We start from the raw sequence: 17,034 nt of genomic DNA, 5'->3' as shown, positions 1-17,034 counted from the left end.
AAAATCTAGCCATTCATCAACCATTCTACTGCTCTTCCTTGGGGCAATTGGAGGGGAATCGCTACAGCCTTGCCTAGTCTGGGCTTGATACGGCTGTCTCTAATGGCGGCAATTACCTGTTCCGTGACCTGCCAATCACTCAGGTAGGCGGCAACCCGATCGAGATGGGCGAGATATTCCCCTTCTGAAAGGGGAAAGGAGGCTTGCTCTAAGTACCGCCACATCACTTGCAGGTAAATTCTATTCCCGGTCTGCCGCAGCTGTACATCGTAGGAATAGCCCCACTTTGCCACTAAAATCGATCGGAGTTCCGCCCCTGTCATCCTATACCCATGCCTTTGGTTTGAGGAAGACTTCGACTAGTTCCGCCTCTGGGGTGCCCGGTTGGGGATGGTAGTCGTACTCCCAGCGGGCTAGGGGAGGCAGGGACATCAAAATTGACTCTGTGCGCCCATTGGTCTGTAAACCAAACACCGTTCCCCGGTCATAAACCAGGTTGAACTCCACATAGCGACCACGGCGATAGAGTTGCCACTGGCGTTCCCGCTCGCCCCATTCCATCCCCTGGCGACGCTCCACGATCGGTAAGTAGGCAGGCAGAAATGTGCGGGCACAGTCTTGGACAAAGGCAAACAATTCCTCCCAGGAGCGCTCCGGCAGTTCCCCGATTGCCTCACTGATGCGGAAGGCTTCCCCCTGCTGGTCACCGCGATAGAGCTTGCCTTTGCCGTCCTGGTAGTCAAAGAAAATACCCCCTACGCCCCGCATTTCCTGCCGATGTTTGAGGTAGAAGTATTCATCGCACCAGGGTTTGAATACGCTGTAGTAGTGGGGATTATGGCGGTCGCAAGCTTCTTTCAAGCAACGATGGAGGTGTTGGGCATCTTCAGCAAAGCCGTAGTAGGGAGTCAAATCCAAACCACCGCCGAACCACCATACTGGACCTGCCTCAAAGTAGCGGTAGTTCAGGTGCACTGTAGGCACATAGGGGTTACGGGGATGGAGCACCATCGATGTCCCCGTGGCATAAAACTCGTGCCCCTTAGCTTCTGGGCGTTGATTAGTAATACTGGGAGGCAATTCCTTGCCAAACACTTCCGAAAAGTTTACTCCTCCTCGTTCCAATATCTTGCCTTCTGTCATTACACGGGAGCGTCCACCCCCACCTTCCACTCTTTCCCACCTGTCTTCACGAAACTTGCCACCGCCATCCATTGCCTCCAAGCCAGAGCAAATCTCATCCTGGATAGCTCTCATGAATTCACTAACTCTAGCGCGGGCATCACTGGGAACCATAGTGCATCTTAATTTACTAAAGAACGCCGACCATTTTAGCATTGATTTTTACTTATAGATGGCATAGAAATTTGACAAGCCTAGTGCAGTGGACTTAGAATTAGTGCAGGCAGAAAGGGTGGTCTATGGGCAAGTTATTGGTTCTATATTTATGCCTAGGACTCTTGAATTTAGCTGTTTTAGCGGAGTCAACCTCACCACCTACTACTAAGAAAAGAACCACCAAAGAAGATTTTGCCCCCCTAGATATAACTCCCTTCAGTACTGTTGGCGACATTGACCCTAAGCTGGTTGCTTTCCGTGCCTTCGCTAAGTTTAGCACTCCCCAACCAGAGGGTTTGAAATCGGAAAGTATTTCTGTCAGCTACTCCACCGGCAAAGCAGTAGTTACCCATACAGTGACGGGGTCGACGGACGCGGCGGTGTCAGCTTGGAAGTATCGCCTGGAGATGAGTTTAGTCAACGGCAAATGGAAATTGACCTGGGCGGGTAAACAACAAAAGTGTCGCAAAGACAACAAATGGACTAAAGGTAGCTGTTGATAGGACAATGGTTAAATTCTACATCCAGCCTGATAGTTCTATTCCCGTTGCCACCCAGCTCTACAATCAAATCAGTTTCGCCATTACCTCTGGGCAGTATCCCCCAGGTAAACAACTCCCTAGTACTCGCCAATTGGCAATGTGGACAGGAGTGCACCGCAATACCATCAGCAAAGTTTATCAACAACTAAAGGAAGCAGGCTTGGTCGATGCGCAGCCAGGGGCAGGGGTATTTGTCAAACAACAAGGGGAGGACAACAGGATAGGGGAGTTGCGCTCTCTAGTCAGACAGACCATCGATCGCCTCGTCCAAGGGGGGCACAGGCTAGAAGAAATCCAACGGGCAATGCAGGCAGAACTGAATTGGCGCTTACAATGTGCCGCCAGGGTCTGGGTGGCTTGTCATGACCGTGACCCAGGGGTAGGGGAAATTATGGCGAGGGAGATTCGCCACGCTCTTGCTATCCCTGTACAGGTGGTAGCGATCGAGAGTCTGCCCCATCTGTTAGAGGAGACCAACAATGCTACCACGATCGTGACTAATCCCTACCTCTATCCTGCCACCAAGGCAGCAGCAGAGGGTTTTGACATTCCCATTATTCCCCTGAAAATCAATCGCTACCAGAAAGAAATAGACAAGCTGCAAGCATTACCCGTTGGTACCTATGTGGGCATTGTGTCTGCTAGCAGTGGTATTTTGCGGGTAGCGGAGACGATTGTGCGCAGTATTAGGGGGGAGGAACTGACAGTCGTTGCCTGTATGCCCCAGCAAGAGGAGGAACTCTACAACATTGCCCGCTATGCCCATGTGATTTTCGTGGGGGATTCCGCGGAAGTAGTACAGCAGGTACTAGAAAAAGCTAAACCCCACCGCCATCGTCCCCTAGAAGTGGTCTACTGCGACCCCTACATTGCGCCTGCATCCCTACACCAACTGCGGCTAGAACTGGGACTAGCTTAACATCCCTAACGTAACTTGAGTGCTCTTGCCATCTCCCGCTGGTCATCTCGCTTTTTAATGTCTTCCCGCTTGTCATAGAGTTTCTTCGCTTTGGCTAAGCCTAAACTCACCTTAATCCACCCATTTTTGAGGTACAACTTGAGGGGCACTAGGGTGAATCCCTTTTGCTCCACCTTGCCAATCAATTTTCTAATCTCGTCCTTATGGAGCAATAATTTGCGGCTGCGGGTAGGTTCATGGTTAAAATAGCTACGCGTGGTTTTGTGGGGCGCAACGTACATGTTCAGCAGCCACACTTCCCCATTGCGAATTAGGGCAAAGGCATCCCGCAGATTGACTAGCCCCGCCTTGATCGAGCGCACCTCCGTCCCTCGCAGTTCTATGCCTGCCTCATAGACCTCTAAAATCTCATAGTTAAAGCGAGCCTGCCGATTTTCGGCAAAGACGGAGTTAAATTTGTTCATCGCGATCGCTATTGACTACCAACTAAGGGAGAATCCTATCTTAGCGGTAATCTAGCGACGGTGACGTACAGGTACGGGTACAGGTGCCGGTTGACGATTGCCCAGTAAGCCATCCAGGAGATTGTTGATAAATTCCCCTAACTTTCTTAGGATTTTTTTAATAGTTTTCACAATTAGTTAACCCCAAATACCTAAGTATTTTGCATCATAACAAATCTTTCCCGTAAATGGTTAAGAGCAGAGCAGGCACTCACTTGCCGCAGCCAATTTCTATCCCTGGAGGGGGAAAATCTGTGCTCGAAACTCTCTACTTTCCCTGTTGGAGTAGCTAGCCCGATGTAGACTAAGCCCACTGGTTTTCTGGGGGTGCCGCCTCCTGGTCCAGCAATGCCTGTGATACTAATACCCCAGTCAGTGCCTAGTTTGCTTTTTACTCCTGCTGCCATCTGTTCTGCAACAACGGCGCTCACTGCCCCGTGCTGCTCTAGGTCAGTTTTATTTACCCCCAAAACTTCCACCTTGACCTGGTTGCTATAGGCAATGACTCCCCCCACAAAGTAGTCAGAACAGCCAGGGACAGAGGTAATCATCTTGCCTAGCCAGCCCCCCGTACAGGATTCAGCCACTGCTAAGGTTTGTCCCTGGGCGCGGAGATGCCTGCCCACCACTAGTTCCAGAGTGTCATCGTCAAAGCCATAGCAGTATTGCCCTGTGCGCCGTAGGATTTCCTGCTCGATCGGTTGGATAATCGCCAGGGCTGTTTCCTGGTCTTTTGCTCTGGTAGTAATGCGCAGTCTGGCTTGACCGTAATTGGCGTAGGGAGCGACTGTGGGCTGGGACAGTTGTAGGAGGTCACTTACCTGTTCTGCTAGGGCTGATTCACCAATGCCCCAGTAGAGCAACACTCGGGACCACAGGGGGTCAGATACCCAGCCGTGGGACTGCAGCCAAGGAACAGCCGTTTCCTCCCACATGGGATAGAGTTCGCTGGGAACACCAGGAAAGGTCATAATCACCAAACCGGGTTTGGGTTCCCAAATCATGCCAGGGGCAGTGCCAGTGGGATTGGGCAGTACCGTTGCTCCCCGCGGGAGGAGGGCTTGTTTGCGATTACTGGAGGGAATTTCCCTGCCCGCAAATTTGGCTTGGATGTCTGCCCACACTTCTGCTCGTTCTTCTAGGGGTGTGTCAAAAAATTGGGCGATTGTTTGTGTTGTTAAATCATCCGCCGTAGGTCCTAAACCGCCAGTAGTAATGATTAAATTTGACCGCCCAGCCGCGATCGCCAGGGCTTTTTGAATGCGCGTCACATTATCTCCTACAACTGTTTGATAGTAGTGACAAATACCAAGCTTAGCCAGTTGCTGCGCCAGATACTGGGCGTTGGTGTTAGTAATTTCCCCTAGCAACAACTCTGTACCAATACAGATAACTTCGGCGGTTTTACTACTCATAAAGGTCTATGGGGGCTATTTCCCTGGAGAGAAATATTAAGAAATTATTGCGATGAGTATGACGTTTTGTTACATTTCTTATCGTAGTAGTTCTGGGTTGGCATTATGGAAAACGAAAATCGCAATGTTTGGTCTTGGGGTTTTACTGCTGGTGCAGAGAACTGGAATGGTCGCTTGGCAATGATCGGTTTCGTAGCAGCGATCGTGACTGAGCTGATCTCCGGTCAAGGTGTACTCCACTTCTGGGGTATCATCTAGCTTAAGTTCCTTGATTGTATCTACGACTCCTGCCTACGGGCGGGGGTCTTTGTCTTTTTATGTTAAAGTGAAAGCTACACGCGGTTCCCAGGGGGTCAGCCCTTGGAAGTAATGGGGAAAGTGCGGTGTGAGTCCGTCGCTGTCCCGCAGCTGTGATGAAAGTTAGCCTTTCTCAGCCAGAATGCCCGCCGCTGTGTTTGTTCTCTATGGCATTGATCTGCGAGGTACAGATATGGTTGCGCTAAATTTCTATCAATCTCTCAACTCAACTTGAACGGACAGTTGTCATTGATCGCTAGTGGTTAGAGGCGGTTGTAATCTTTTCCTAGCCGTGGGGGCTGTCTTTCTCTTTTCTATCTTTCTTTATTTAGTGTTGAGTTGAGGACTCGTCTATGGTTATTACTGCTACTTTGGGGTATCCCCGTATTGGCAAAAAGAGGGAGTTGAAGAAAGCATTGGAATCTTTTTGGCATGGTCAATCCCCTGCCCAGCAGTTATTAGACACGAAGGCGGAACTGGAACAGCAAAGCTGGCAAACCCAGTTACAAGCAGGCATCGATCGAATTGGGGTAGGGGATAGCAGTTTATACGACCATGTTTTGGACTGGAGCTGTCGTTTGGGAATTGTGCCGCCGCGCTTTCTAGGATTGACGGGGCTGGAGCGTTATTTTGCCATGGCACGGGGAAGCGAGGGAATTCCCGCGCTGGAGATGACCAAATGGTTTGACACTAACTATCACTACCTCGTTCCGGAAATTGGTGCCGACTGGCAAGCACCTGATTTTGGTGATTTTCTGGCAACTGTGCAGCAGGCACAACAACTCCTAGGAGAACGGGCTGTCCCGATCGTTTTAGGTCCTTTGACATTTCTCCGCCTGAGCAAAACAGAATTAGACAAAGAACGGGTAGTGGCAAGACTGACAGAACGCTATCTACTGTTATTACAGCAGTTGCAGCAACTGGGAGTGACGGAAGTACAGATACATGAACCCACCCTTGTGCTCAGTGATGCCAATCAGTGGCAGGCACTTTATCAGTCTGTTTACCACAGCCTAGGGACTGTGGGAGTACCCATTCAACTGGTTACCTACTTTGATGACTTGGGAGCAGCCTATCCCTGGGTGATGGCATTACCAGTAGCGGGCATTAGTTTGGATTTCACGCGGGGAGAAAATCTCTCTCTCCTGGAAAAGTATGGTTTTCCTAGGGACAAACAGTTGGGTGTGGGAATCATAGATGCCCGCAATGTCTGGCGGCTGCAACCTGAGGGGGTGATCAAAACCCTTGCTGTCATCCGATCGATAACTGATAACATCCGACTACAGACTTCCGCATCTTTGCAATTTGTGCCCTATGACGTGGAGTTAGAGACTAATCTGCCTGCTCCCCTAAAAAATGTCCTTAGTTTTGCCCAACAGAAACTAGGGGAGTTGCGCTGGTTAGCCGATTATCTAGAGGACAGAGACACCCACAGTGCCAAACTGGAGTTACTAAAGCAGCAATGGCAGGAGTTTGCCTCCTTCCGCCCCGTCAATACCGCTGTGCAAGAGCGTTTAGCCCATCTCTCCCCTGCAGACCTGCAAAGACCTCTGCCCTACGCAGACCGCCAGGAGTTACAACCCCCCTTACCCCTGTTGCCGACTACAACGATCGGGTCTTTCCCCCAAACTGCAGCAATTCGCCGGCTGCGGCTCCAGTACAAACGGGGAGAGATCACGCAAAAGGAGTACGAGCAGGCGATCGATGCTGAAATTGCCAAATGTATTCGTTGCCAAGAGGAAGTGGGGTTAGATGTATTGGTGCACGGAGAATTCGAGCGTACCGACATGGTGGAATTTTTCGGGCAACAACTGGCAGGCTTTGCTTTTACTGAACACGGTTGGGTGCAGAGCTATGGCAGTCGCTGTGTTCGTCCCCCCATCATTTACGGTGATATTAGCCGTCCCCAACCTATGACCCTGCGGGAATTTAAGGTCGCCCAATCCCTGACGGACAAAATTGTCAAGGGCATGCTCACGGGCCCCGTCACCATGCTCAACTGGTCTTTCCCCCGTTCGGATATTTCCCGCCGAGAACAGGCTTGGCAAATTGCTCTGGCTTTGCGGGACGAAGTGGCAGACCTACAGGCAGCAGGGGCAAGGATCATCCAAATCGATGAACCAGCTCTGCGGGAAGGGTTGCCCTTGAAACAAGAGCGCTGGGATGAATATCTCACCTGGGCAGTGGATGCTTTTCGTCTGGCAGCGGCGGTAGCGAGACCAGAAACACAAATTCACACCCACATGTGCTACTCCGAATTTGGGGACATCATCCACCACATTCAGCGCCTCGATGCCGATGTTCTCTCGATCGAAAACAGCCGTAGCAACAACGCCACTCTGTGGGAGATTGCTGCAGCGGGATACAAGCACCAGGTGGGCAACGGTGTTTATGATGTCCACAGTCCTGCCATACCGAGCGTTGCCCAGATACTAGAACAACTACGAGCTGGGGTGGAGAAACTCCCCGTGCAACAGATTTGGGTCAACCCAGACTGCGGCTTGAAAACTCGCCAATGGGAAGAAGTAATCCCTGCCCTCAAGAACATGGTGGAGGCAGCCAAGCAACTGCGGGCAAAACTCTAGGTCATAGAGTAAGTAATCAGGGGGAATTTTCCCCTTGACCCTAGCAGAAAGAGAAAGGCAAGCTATAAACGCAGGAGATTAATGGTACAATCCTGGTGAAACTTACGACTTTGCGCCCCCGATTCCAACTCCACGGTGATCGCCTCTAGGCTAATTGTCATGTAACCAAGGGGAAATGTAAGCATGCTTTCTGCGTACAGTAGATGGTCTTGCGTCTGCCAATCCAAAAGCCAGCGGGGTCCATCTACCAATTTGCGGGTCTGACAGTCTTTCAACCACAGTTTTACCGCCCACTTCCCGGCTTGCTGGGGAATTGTCACCCTCAGGGTAAGGGGTCTACCTGGTTCAATCGGTTCAGGGGGTAAACTCACATGGGGCACAGGGGGAGGAATAAATTCCTCCGTCTTAGGGGGAGGTGGCGGCGGGGCTTCCTGCAGTAGCTCAGCAATGGGAGCAAAAATATCGTCCAAATCAGCAAACAGGGTGTCTTCTTCTACCACTGTTACCTTGCCATTGGTTACCTCCTGTTGGGGGGGAGTCATCGGCTGCATAGGGGAGCTTTTGATGGGAGGTAGCTTTACCTCTGGTTTGGCAGACGGTGGGGGAGTGGCAGGGCGCAGTCTTTCTGGGGGGAAGGTAAAAGTTAATGTGGCAATCGTATGGTTTTGGTAACGCACTTCTCCCAGGAGCACCAAGAAATCTACCAAATCAGGTAACTCGATCGGCAAATTAAACTCACCGGCACTGACAGCAAAAGTGCGATCGAAGAGGGGGCTGAGATTTTGCGGATGCATAACCAATACCTGCAGTTCCCCTGCTTGACTGGTAGTACCCCTGATATGGACAATCCTTTCCTGTTCCAAGAGAAAGTGGGTAGTAGCGAGATGGAACTGCGGCACTGCCGCTTCCTCTGCCTGGTCAGGTAAAACCACCAGTTCTAAACTAGTAGCAAAGTCCTTGCCCACTCTACAGTTAATCTGCCAACTGCCCTCCCTCAGCTGAGTAAAGGGCATAACCAGCAATAGCCCCTCCTCATTGATTTCCTGCTGCACAGACTGGCTAAGCTCTTGCTGCTCTGCTGTAGCAGGGGTGTAGTGCCAGGTAATGTCTACGGCTTGGCGCTGAAATCCCGATCGTGCTGCTAGACGGTATTCTCCTGCTAGAACTTCCACTTGGGCTGACTCCAGGGGCAACCAGGAGCGGTCTCCCTTCTTCTGTAATAGAAATTCCCAGCTGACCATACCTACCTGCCCACTCTCGCTAAAATCTTAGCGCAGAATCTGAAGAAATCATGGTAAAACCGACAGTTACCCTCCCCCCGCCCCTAAATTAACAGCAAGAACTAACACAACTGTCAGCCATGATGGACAGAGAACAAGCAGCAGCTATCCTGAGGGACAGTTTTGAACTTGTGCGGCAAAAAGAGGAAGACTTTGCCCGATCGGTTTACAGCTACCTCTTTTTCAGTGCTCCCTCTGCGCGGGCTTTATTTAGCCACACCAACTGGCCACAACAACAAAAAATGCTCATGGGTGCCCTGATTTTAATGGTGAAGAACCTGCACAACCCTAGTCTATTCCGCACGACCATGCGTGCCCTGGCAGAAAGACACGTCCGCTACGGAGTTAAAGCTGAATACTTTGCCCCCTTTAACCAAGCCGTCCGGCAATCCCTAGAACAACACCTAGGCAAGGATTGGTGTCCCGCAGTGGAGGAAGCCTGGGAATACGCCTTTGCCCAAATCCGTGAGCTGATGCTGGAAGCAGGCGTACCCACTTAAAAAGTGCTAGGATGGGGATACAGAGAAACAAAGGTTTATGCATTTTTTTGTGCAAAGAGTCGCGCCAGCAATAATTTTCGCTCTGTTTCTGTTGACTTTGGTAATTGTTACCTCCCGATCGTTTCTACCCCAGGAATTACTCCTTCCTGCTACCTAGCTCCCGCCTCCTCCTAAGGGAAGAAGCTCTGTTTTGTCAATAGGTAAATACCCCCAATCTATTGAAGATTCTATATGATTCCCTAGTGGGAAATTGGATTGATGTTTATGAAGAAAAGTTAAATTTTGTGAAAGAATAGAGAGTAGGTATTTACTCACGGTTTATAGAGAACAATGCAACATTTCCCTTGGCTTACGACTATTATTCTGTTACCCCTGGTGGCGGCTTTATTGATACCGGTTTTACCAGATAAGGAAGGCAAAAATATTCGTTGGTATAGTTTGGGCGTTGCTCTACTAGATTTTGTCCTAATGGTCTATGCCCTGTGGCGCAATTACGACCCCACAGCAGTGGGCTGGCAGATGGTGGACACGCTCCCTTGGCTGCCCCAGCTAGGGTTGTATTGGTCAGTGGGGGTAGATGGCATTTCCCTTTGGCTGGTGTTGTTGGCAGGACTAGTGACCACGTTGGGGATATTTGCTGCTTGGCAAGTAGATCACAAGCCCCGCCTGTTTCATTTTTTGATGCTAGTGCTCTATGGTGCCCAGATTGGTGTATTTGTCGCTAAAGACATGCTCCTGTTTTTCCTGCTGTGGGAGATTGAGTTGATTCCTGTATATCTCTTGATTTCCATTTGGGGGGGAGCAAAGCGGCGCTATGCGGCGACTAAGTTTTTGTTGTACACAGCAGCAAGTTCGGTATTCATTCTCCTGTGTGGGTTAGCTATGGCGTTTTCTGGGGAGACGAGTTTTGATATTGCCCAACTGGCAACCAAGGACTATCCCCTAACCCTGCAATTATTCCTTTATGCTGGTCTCTTGATTGCCTTTGGCACCAAGTTAGCCGTTTTCCCTCTCCATACCTGGTTGCCCGATGCCCATGGGGAAGCCTCTGCTCCTGTGTCCATGATTTTGGCGGGCGTTCTGCTGAAGATGGGGGGCTATGGTTTAGCCCGGTTTAACCTGGAAGCCCTCAGTGATGCCCACATCTACTTTGCCCCAGTATTGGCGATTTTGGGTGTAGTCAACATCATCTATGGCGCTTGCAGCTCCCTTGGTCAGGGCAACATGAAGCGGCGCTTGGCTTACTCTTCTATCTCCCATATGGGGTTTGTGTTGGTGGGTCTAGCTTCTTTCTCTGATTTGGGGATGAGCGGTGCTCTCCTGCAGATGATTTCCCATGGTCTGATTGCAGCAGCCCTCTTTTACTTGGCAGGGGTAACCTACGACCGTACCCATACGTTGGCAATGGCGCAAATGGGTGGTATTGCCCGCTCGATGCCCAAGACGTTTGCTTTATTTACTGCGGCAGCAATGGCTTCCTTGGCGTTGCCTGGGATGAGTGGCTTTGCTAGTGAGTTGTCTGTATTTGTGGGCTTTACGGCTAACGAAGTCTACGGCGACACCTTCCGCACGGTGACGGTGTTGTTAGCAGCGGTGGGTCTGATTTTAACACCCGTTTATTTGTTGTCCATGTTGCGGCAAGTGTTTTATGGTCAGCCTGTAGCGCAGATGGTGAGCGAGAATAGAGGGGCTAACTGCTTTGGTCATAGCTGCGCCCTTGAGCCAGAGACGATTTTCACAGATGCCAAGCCCAGGGAGGTATTCATTGCTCTCTGTTTCTTGGTGCCTGTGATTGCCGTCGGCTTATATCCCAAGCTCTGTACGACGGTGTTTGATGCTAAAACAGTTGCTGTCAATGCCGAGGTCAGACACTCCTTTGCTACAAGTAAGTTACCTGCTTTTGCGGCACGAACAGCTCCTCTAGTGGCAGAACTCCGCTAGGGGAAGGTAGAAGAGGCAGGAGTTTCAAGCAGCCCGATCGAGTTTGCTGGACTCTCTGCCCTTTTTCCTGTCTGCTTCGTCGCTAATCTGCAGTTGCAGGGGGAGTAAATCTAGAGTGCGCCAGAATCGATCGAATAGCCTGGAGCTGTAGTGAGTTAGGCTAGGGTACTGGGTTAGGCAATTCTGAATATCGTACAGTTGCTGGAGCAGGTTAGCACGGTAGAAGGCTTGGGCAGCGGCAGAACGAGCAGACAGAGTTCGGCAAAGGGAGGCAAGAAACACTTGCAGTTGCAAGGCAAAATCCCGATGGTAAGGCTGGCTTACTTCTATTAGTTCTGTCGCAAGGTGCAAGCGTTCTTGGGAATTCAGTTTACCTGTTTGCAGGTCAGAGAGGGTCTCTGCCAAGGCTAGGCAGTAATCCCAGTCGATGTAGAATTTGCCCATATCTTGTGGGTGACTAGAGGATACCGAGGGTGCCGCCGTAGACTGCTTTTGCCCCCAGTTCTGCTTCGATGCGCAGGAGCCGATTGTACTTAGCCACTCTTTCACTGCGACAGAGGGAGCCGGTTTTAATTTGCCCGACCCCCGTTGCCACTGCCAGGTCAGCGATCGTGGTGTCTTCCGTTTCCCCGGAGCGATGGCTAATTACCGATCGGTATTTGTTAGCTGTAGCCGTCATCACAGTTTCCAGGGTTTCCGTCAGGCTGCCAATTTGGTTGAGTTTGATTAAGATGGCATTAGCGCACTTTTCCTGAATGCCCCGTAACAGACGAATTTTATTGGTCACAAATAAATCATCCCCTACTAACTGAATATTCCCTAGTTCGGTAGTGAGAGTTTGCCAGTTGCCCCAGTCCTCTTCCTGTAGTCCGTCTTCTAGGGAAACGATCGGGTATTTCTGCACCAAATCTTTGTAGTAGGCAATGGTAGCACTTGGATTATGACTTGTGCCATCGAAGGTGTATTTGCCATCCTTGTACAATTCGTTAGCTGCCACATCCAGTGCCAGACTGATCTGTTTACCAGGGGTATAGCCTGCTTTTTCGATCGCTTCGATCAGCAAATCCAAGGCTGCCTGGTTGGACTCCAGGTTAGGAGCAAAACCCCCCTCATCCCCAACACTGGTGGAGAGTTTGCGCTCATGCAACACTTCCTTGAGCTTAGCAAATACCTCTGCCCCGTAGCGCAGTGCTTCCCGAAACGTAGGCGCACCGAGGGGAACGATCATAAATTCCTGAATATCGACATTATTATCGGCATGGGCACCGCCATTGAGGACATTCATTAAAGGGATAGGCAACACATGGGAGAGGGGATTGCCCAGGTAACGGTAGAGAGGCAACCGCAGGTACTGGGCTGCTGCCTTCGCCACTGCCAACGAGACTGCTAAAATTGCATTCGCTCCCAGATTAGCTTTGTTGGGGGAACCATCTAGCTGCAGCATTGTGCGGTCGCACAGTTCTTGGTCACGACTGTCTAGTCCCACCAAAGCGGGCGCAATTTGGCTATGTACATTCTCTACCGCCTTGAGGACACCCTTACCCCCATAACGGCTCTTATCCCCGTCCCGCAGCTCATGGGCTTCAAAACTCCCCGTCGATGCCCCACTGGGTACTTGGGATAAACCGATCGTGCCATCAGCTAATCTTACTTCTGCTTCTAGGGTAGGTCTCCCTCGCGAATCCAAAATCTCTCTGGCAACAATGCTGGCAATCGCCGCTTCCGTCTTTAGCATAATCCCACTCGTACTTGTTGACCTCAATCATAGTGGGAGATTAACTGCCCCTAGGAATAATTTTGGCTTTACTTCAATTTCTACTAACAGAACTTAACACAACCTGAAGAAAATGGACGTAACTGGACTCGAACCAGTGACCTTCACGATGTCAACGTGACGCTCTAACCACCTGAGCTATACGTCCCTGTGAGCTTCTACTATAGCACAAGTAATTACTTTTTATTCCCTAACCAACCGAAGAAACCGCCCTCATCTTTCTTGCCTTTAGTTTGTGTCTTTGATTTCAGTTTTTCTACTTCCTTCATCCCTAACAAGGCAATGGGGTTTTGCGGGTCATACTTCAATGCCTGCTGGAAGCTGACCTTTGCCATGCCCGGCACGTTTTGATGGAGATAGACCTTACCTAGGAGAGCATGACAGAGGCTGTTTTGGGGTTCTAGTTGTAAAGCTGCCCGCAATTCCTGGAGTGCCATTGTCCACAATTCCGCCTTCATGTGTTCCTGGGCCCTGACAATGTGTTGCTTGGCTGTAGGGGGGCTAGGTTTGCTAGTGTCTTTGACAGTACGGAAATCTTCGTAGCGGACTGCTGGTGCACTTTGGGGACTATGGGGACGAAAACCTTCCTGCAGTAGGAGATAAACTAAATTTAGTTCACTCAAACAGTTAATGTAGTCCCAAGTTTTGCTTAAATCCTGAAATTGTTTAGCAGCAATCTCTGTCACTAACCGCTCGTATAAACTGATACTGGGATTCGCTATTAACCTTTGCGCTGCTTCCGACTGGGGGGTAAAATCTTTGACGGATTGCTTCATTAGCCGCTTCGCCAGAAGACGTAGCAGGTCAAGATACTCCGATCGTTCCCGCTCCTGCTGCAAAACAGCGTAGGCAGGGTTGACTAACCGCGATAAATATTGATGAGCTTGGGGGTTCTGAGGTACAAGGTCTGGGTGGAGTTGCTTAGCCAGGGTGAGATAGCGCTGCCTTAGAGCCTCGGCAGTAGAGCTGAGGGGTACTCCCAAAACAGCATAGTAGTCATCAAGGTCATACCTGCCAATACCCTTGGTTATTTTGTAGGTTCTCACCTGTGCCACCATAGCTTTTCCCTATTCCTCTTTACACTTAGGCTACCCGCCCCTCCCTGGTCAGTGATCACCAAGGCTACGTTAAGTTTTATTAACAAAGTGAACCGATCGGTAAAACCAGTGGCGAAGTTGGGTAAGGGGGAAGTAAAGGACAGGGGACCACAAGCTAGTGAGGACAGCACAGGAGAGGGCAATGCGCTGATGGGCAGTCCAGACCTGCACAAGGTCTTCCCCGAGGCAAGTACGTTGGAGGGCGTTAATTGTTTCACTGATGACCACCATGGCAAAGACGATGAGAGCAACGGAGATGAAATCCTCCTGCACATAGCGCTGTTTTTGTAACATAGCTGTCAGACCCCCACTGATTCCTAAACCCAGGGCATGGGTGGGCAGGATACCTGCTGCGGGAGGCAACACAAATGTGTCCTGAAGTAACCCCAGGCAAACACCCACTCCTACTGCTAGGGGGATTGGCCGCCGTAGACTCCAGCCCACTAACCAAATCATGAGCCAGTTAGGGGCATAGCCAAAAATAGTTGTCCCCGGTAAACGAGCGGGTAACAACAGAAGACAAAGGAGTAAAGTTCCCCCTAACCCCAGACTATACAAACAGGTACAACGCAGGATGTGGCTCACGATGGCAGTACCCGCACATACTCTAACCAGCCCAAGGGTGCTAAAAATTCAACCACTGCTTCGGGAGCAGGCTGTTTATTGACATCTACCGATCGCACTCGCCCTACGGGAATGCCCTGGGGAAACAGAGAACTGACAGGGGAAGTGACAACAATATCTCCCGCTTTTACGTCCGCATCCCGCACAAAAAATTCCACAAGCCCTGTATTTTGATTTTGTCCCCGCAAAATGCCCATCACCCGCGAGCGGCTGACCATCACCCCTACCTGACTGGACATATCACTGATTAACAACACTTGGCTACTGCGCTCCCCCGCTTTAGTGACTCTCCCTACTAAGCCCCCCTGTCCCTCTACTACTGCCCCTGGCTGGATACCGTCCTGTTTGCCTTTGCCAATTAGTAACTGCTGCCACCAAGCATCAGCACTTCTGCCAATCACGGGTGCCCAAATGGCATTAGGTTGGCTAGCAGAAGGTAGCTGCAGTAAGGCTTGGAGTTGGGCAATTTGATTTTCCAGCTCGGCAATGCGGGCTTCCAATCCTTGTATCTGAGCGTCCCGTAGGTAGTCCTGGACAGAAATTGTGGCTTGAAAGGGACGGCTAAAAAATTCGTAAATTTCTCCCAAAAGCAGAGAATCTCCCTGGCGGAGGAGAAGAGCGAAGTAAATCCCCACACAAATCAGACCGACTTGCCAGCCGTAGCGCCACCAGCCCTTACCCACCTGCGCCATAGGATTAGGTCTGTCCCTTGGCAAAGTTAAACCGACTGATCGTCAGGGCACGATGGAGATTTTTATAGTCTTCTAGGACTCTCCCCGCCCCTAAAACTACACAATTAAGGGGAGCAGGGGCAACTAGTGTGACAATGCCTGTTTCGTGACTGATCAGGGTATCCAGTCCCCGCAACAAAGCACCACCCCCAGTCAGCATAATCCCCCGATCGATAATATCTGCCGCCAATTCGGGGGGAGTATTTTCCAGGGTACGTTTGACAGCCTCTACAATCACAGAGAGGGGTTCTGCCATACTTTCGCGAATTTCCGAAGTTTTTACTGTTACCGTGCGGGGTAAGCCAGAGGGGAGATGTAAGCCCCGTACTTCCATACTCTCTTCCTCTCCTGTGGGATAGGCGGAACCAATACGAATTTTGATCTCTTCCGAGGTGCGCTCCCCCACCACCAAGTTGTGTTCCCGTTTCAAGTAATTCATAATGGCGTTGGTCAGTTCGTCCCCTGCTACCCGCACCGATTCGCTAATTACTATCCCCTGCAAACTGAGGACAGCTACTTCCGTTGTTCCCCCTCCAATGTCCACAATCATATTGCCTGTAGGTTCTGTCACGGGTAACCCTGCCCCGATCGCTGCTGCTAGGGGTTCATCGATGGGATAGACTTCCCGCGCCCCTGCCCGCCGGGTGGCATCCATGACAGCTCGCCACTCCACTAAAGTCACACCACTGGGGATACCGATGGCAATGCGGGGGTTGAACAGCCCGCGCCGTACCCGCTGGATAAAAGCTCTGAGCATCATTTCCGCCGCATCAAAGTCAGCAATTACACCGTCGCGCAGGGGTCTAACTGTCCTAATGTCTTTGGGAGTACGCCCGATCATTTTGTTAGCCTCGTGACCCACGGCATAGGCAGTCCCGTCCCGTTCATCGATCGCTATTACCGAAGGCTCCTGTAGGACTATACCTTCCCCTGCTACATAAATCAGGGTGTTGGCGGTGCCCAAGTCAATGCCGATGTCTTTAGAAAAGCGCAGAATTGACACACTCCTTCTCCCAAACTGAATCTATACTTGGCGGACAGCGTAATTACGAAAGCGATTGAGGTCAGCTTGCAGGGTGGACTCCACCAGTCTCCCTAGAAACAGTCTGTCCATAACTTGCCCAATGATGCCCGGGATGGCATAGGCAACTGTCATCTTCACGATTGTGTGGGGATGGCGGTCATAGAAACGAATTGCTCCCCGATTAGGCAGTCCATCGATCGCTTCCCACTGAATCAATTGTAGGGGTATTTCCCTGACAACGCGGGAGCGCCAGGTAAAGTGAAATTGTTGTGTCCCTAGTACCCAGCTAGAGAGACCAGGCTGGTCGCGGGAAACCTGTACAGCTTGAATCCACTGCATCCAGTTGGGCATTTGTTCCAGGTCGGACCATAAGCGCCAGACATCTGCCACTGGTCGTTCCACTTGCACTTGGACAGTATGCTCTAACCACCCGTCTGGATTTGCCATTGTGTACAGTTCTTAAC

Annotated in this window: 18 protein-coding genes, 1 tRNA gene and 1 riboswitch; of the genes, 6 read left to right on the top strand and 13 right to left on the bottom strand. The window is 50.8% G+C overall.

All coding sequences use genetic code 11. From position 1 onward, the window contains the following. Window positions 1–5: 5 nt before the first annotated feature. Both NZM01_02795 and hemF read right to left on the bottom strand, forming a co-directional pair. Entirely contained in the window at window positions 6–323 is a 318-nt protein-coding gene (locus NZM01_02795; GenBank protein ID MCS6958957.1) for a DUF3067 family protein, read from the bottom strand. A gap of 1 nt (window position 324) precedes the next feature. Next, window positions 325–1,296, bottom strand: coding sequence for an oxygen-dependent coproporphyrinogen oxidase (gene hemF / locus NZM01_02790; GenBank protein ID MCS6958956.1), 972 nt, complete (start codon window positions 1,294–1,296; stop codon window positions 325–327). A gap of 125 nt (window positions 1,297–1,421) precedes the next feature. On the opposite strand from hemF, the gene NZM01_02785 reads away from it, so the two are divergent. Together NZM01_02785 and NZM01_02780 are read left to right on the top strand one after the other, a co-directional pair. Beyond that, window positions 1,422–1,838, top strand: coding sequence for a hypothetical protein (locus NZM01_02785; GenBank protein ID MCS6958955.1), 417 nt, complete (start codon window positions 1,422–1,424; stop codon window positions 1,836–1,838). A 7-nt stretch (window positions 1,839–1,845) separates the two neighbouring features. Continuing rightward, complete coding sequence (locus NZM01_02780) at window positions 1,846–2,799, top strand: GntR family transcriptional regulator (protein MCS6958954.1); 954 nt, start codon at window positions 1,846–1,848, stop codon at window positions 2,797–2,799. A 5-nt stretch (window positions 2,800–2,804) separates the two neighbouring features. Here NZM01_02780 and smpB read toward each other — a convergent pair whose 3' ends face one another. Together smpB and NZM01_02770 are read right to left on the bottom strand one after the other, a co-directional pair. After that, the gene (smpB, locus tag NZM01_02775) at window positions 2,805–3,263 is read right to left on the bottom strand and encodes an SsrA-binding protein SmpB (GenBank protein ID MCS6958953.1); all 459 of its coding nucleotides are present in this window, start codon (window positions 3,261–3,263) and stop codon (window positions 2,805–2,807) included. Between the two features lie 191 nt (window positions 3,264–3,454). Beyond that, on the bottom strand, window positions 3,455–4,717 hold the full coding sequence (locus NZM01_02770; protein MCS6958952.1) for a competence/damage-inducible protein A: 1,263 nt from the start codon (window positions 4,715–4,717) through the stop codon (window positions 3,455–3,457). Window positions 4,718–4,822: 105 nt separating this feature from the next. Between NZM01_02770 and NZM01_02765 the strand changes: the two genes are divergently transcribed. Together NZM01_02765 and metE are read left to right on the top strand one after the other, a co-directional pair. Further along, window positions 4,823–4,975 (top strand): chlorophyll a/b-binding protein, encoded by a 153-nt coding sequence (locus NZM01_02765; protein MCS6958951.1) that lies wholly within the window; start codon window positions 4,823–4,825, stop codon window positions 4,973–4,975. Between the two features lie 64 nt (window positions 4,976–5,039). Then, window positions 5,040–5,183, top strand: a riboswitch (cobalamin riboswitch). A gap of 184 nt (window positions 5,184–5,367) precedes the next feature. Further along, window positions 5,368–7,599 carry a 5-methyltetrahydropteroyltriglutamate--homocysteine S-methyltransferase gene (gene metE / locus NZM01_02760; GenBank protein MCS6958950.1) on the top strand — a complete coding sequence of 744 codons (2,232 nt, stop codon included), beginning with the start codon at window positions 5,368–5,370 and terminating at the stop codon, window positions 7,597–7,599. Window positions 7,600–7,661: 62 nt separating this feature from the next. Here metE and NZM01_02755 read toward each other — a convergent pair whose 3' ends face one another. Next, window positions 7,662–8,840, bottom strand: coding sequence for a hypothetical protein (locus tag NZM01_02755; protein MCS6958949.1), 1,179 nt, complete (start codon window positions 8,838–8,840; stop codon window positions 7,662–7,664). Between the two features lie 119 nt (window positions 8,841–8,959). On the opposite strand from NZM01_02755, the gene NZM01_02750 reads away from it, so the two are divergent. Together NZM01_02750 and NZM01_02745 are read left to right on the top strand one after the other, a co-directional pair. After that, entirely contained in the window at window positions 8,960–9,379 is a 420-nt protein-coding gene (locus NZM01_02750) for a globin domain-containing protein (GenBank protein ID MCS6958948.1), read from the top strand. Between the two features lie 330 nt (window positions 9,380–9,709). After that, window positions 9,710–11,320, top strand: coding sequence for an NAD(P)H-quinone oxidoreductase subunit 4 (locus NZM01_02745; GenBank protein ID MCS6958947.1), 1,611 nt, complete (start codon window positions 9,710–9,712; stop codon window positions 11,318–11,320). A gap of 24 nt (window positions 11,321–11,344) precedes the next feature. On the opposite strand, the gene NZM01_02740 is transcribed toward NZM01_02745, so the two are convergent. From NZM01_02740 to NZM01_02705, 8 genes are all read right to left on the bottom strand, one after another. Then, window positions 11,345–11,764: a DUF29 family protein gene (locus NZM01_02740; GenBank protein ID MCS6958946.1), complete on the bottom strand. Its 420-nt coding sequence runs from the start codon at window positions 11,762–11,764 to the stop codon at window positions 11,345–11,347. A 13-nt stretch (window positions 11,765–11,777) separates the two neighbouring features. Further along, complete coding sequence (gene eno / locus NZM01_02735; protein ID MCS6958945.1) at window positions 11,778–13,055, bottom strand: phosphopyruvate hydratase; 1,278 nt, start codon at window positions 13,053–13,055, stop codon at window positions 11,778–11,780. Between the two features lie 113 nt (window positions 13,056–13,168). Beyond that, window positions 13,169–13,242 (bottom strand) — tRNA-Val (locus tag NZM01_02730). A 28-nt stretch (window positions 13,243–13,270) separates the two neighbouring features. Next, the gene (locus NZM01_02725) at window positions 13,271–14,152 is read right to left on the bottom strand and encodes a J domain-containing protein (GenBank protein MCS6958944.1); all 882 of its coding nucleotides are present in this window, start codon (window positions 14,150–14,152) and stop codon (window positions 13,271–13,273) included. A 69-nt stretch (window positions 14,153–14,221) separates the two neighbouring features. Further along, entirely contained in the window at window positions 14,222–14,776 is a 555-nt protein-coding gene (gene mreD, locus NZM01_02720) for a rod shape-determining protein MreD (GenBank protein ID MCS6958943.1), read from the bottom strand. Further along, a complete protein-coding gene (mreC, locus tag NZM01_02715; protein ID MCS6958942.1) occupies window positions 14,773–15,507 on the bottom strand; it encodes a rod shape-determining protein MreC in 735 nt (244 codons plus the stop codon). The genes mreD and mreC overlap by 4 nt, the downstream gene beginning before the upstream one ends. Before the next feature lie 4 nt (window positions 15,508–15,511). Further along, window positions 15,512–16,549 (bottom strand): rod shape-determining protein, encoded by a 1,038-nt coding sequence (locus NZM01_02710; GenBank protein ID MCS6958941.1) that lies wholly within the window; start codon window positions 16,547–16,549, stop codon window positions 15,512–15,514. A gap of 21 nt (window positions 16,550–16,570) precedes the next feature. After that, complete coding sequence (locus NZM01_02705) at window positions 16,571–17,017, bottom strand: SRPBCC family protein (GenBank protein MCS6958940.1); 447 nt, start codon at window positions 17,015–17,017, stop codon at window positions 16,571–16,573. Between the last annotated feature and the right edge of the window lie 17 nt (window positions 17,018–17,034).

Source organism: Pseudanabaenaceae cyanobacterium SKYG29 (genome assembly GCA_025055675.1).
Classification (GTDB): Bacteria; Cyanobacteriota; Cyanobacteriia; order Pseudanabaenales; family Pseudanabaenaceae; genus M5B4.
The sequence above is the reverse complement of the archived record's forward strand: the minus strand, read 5'-3'. Positions and strand labels throughout refer to the sequence as shown.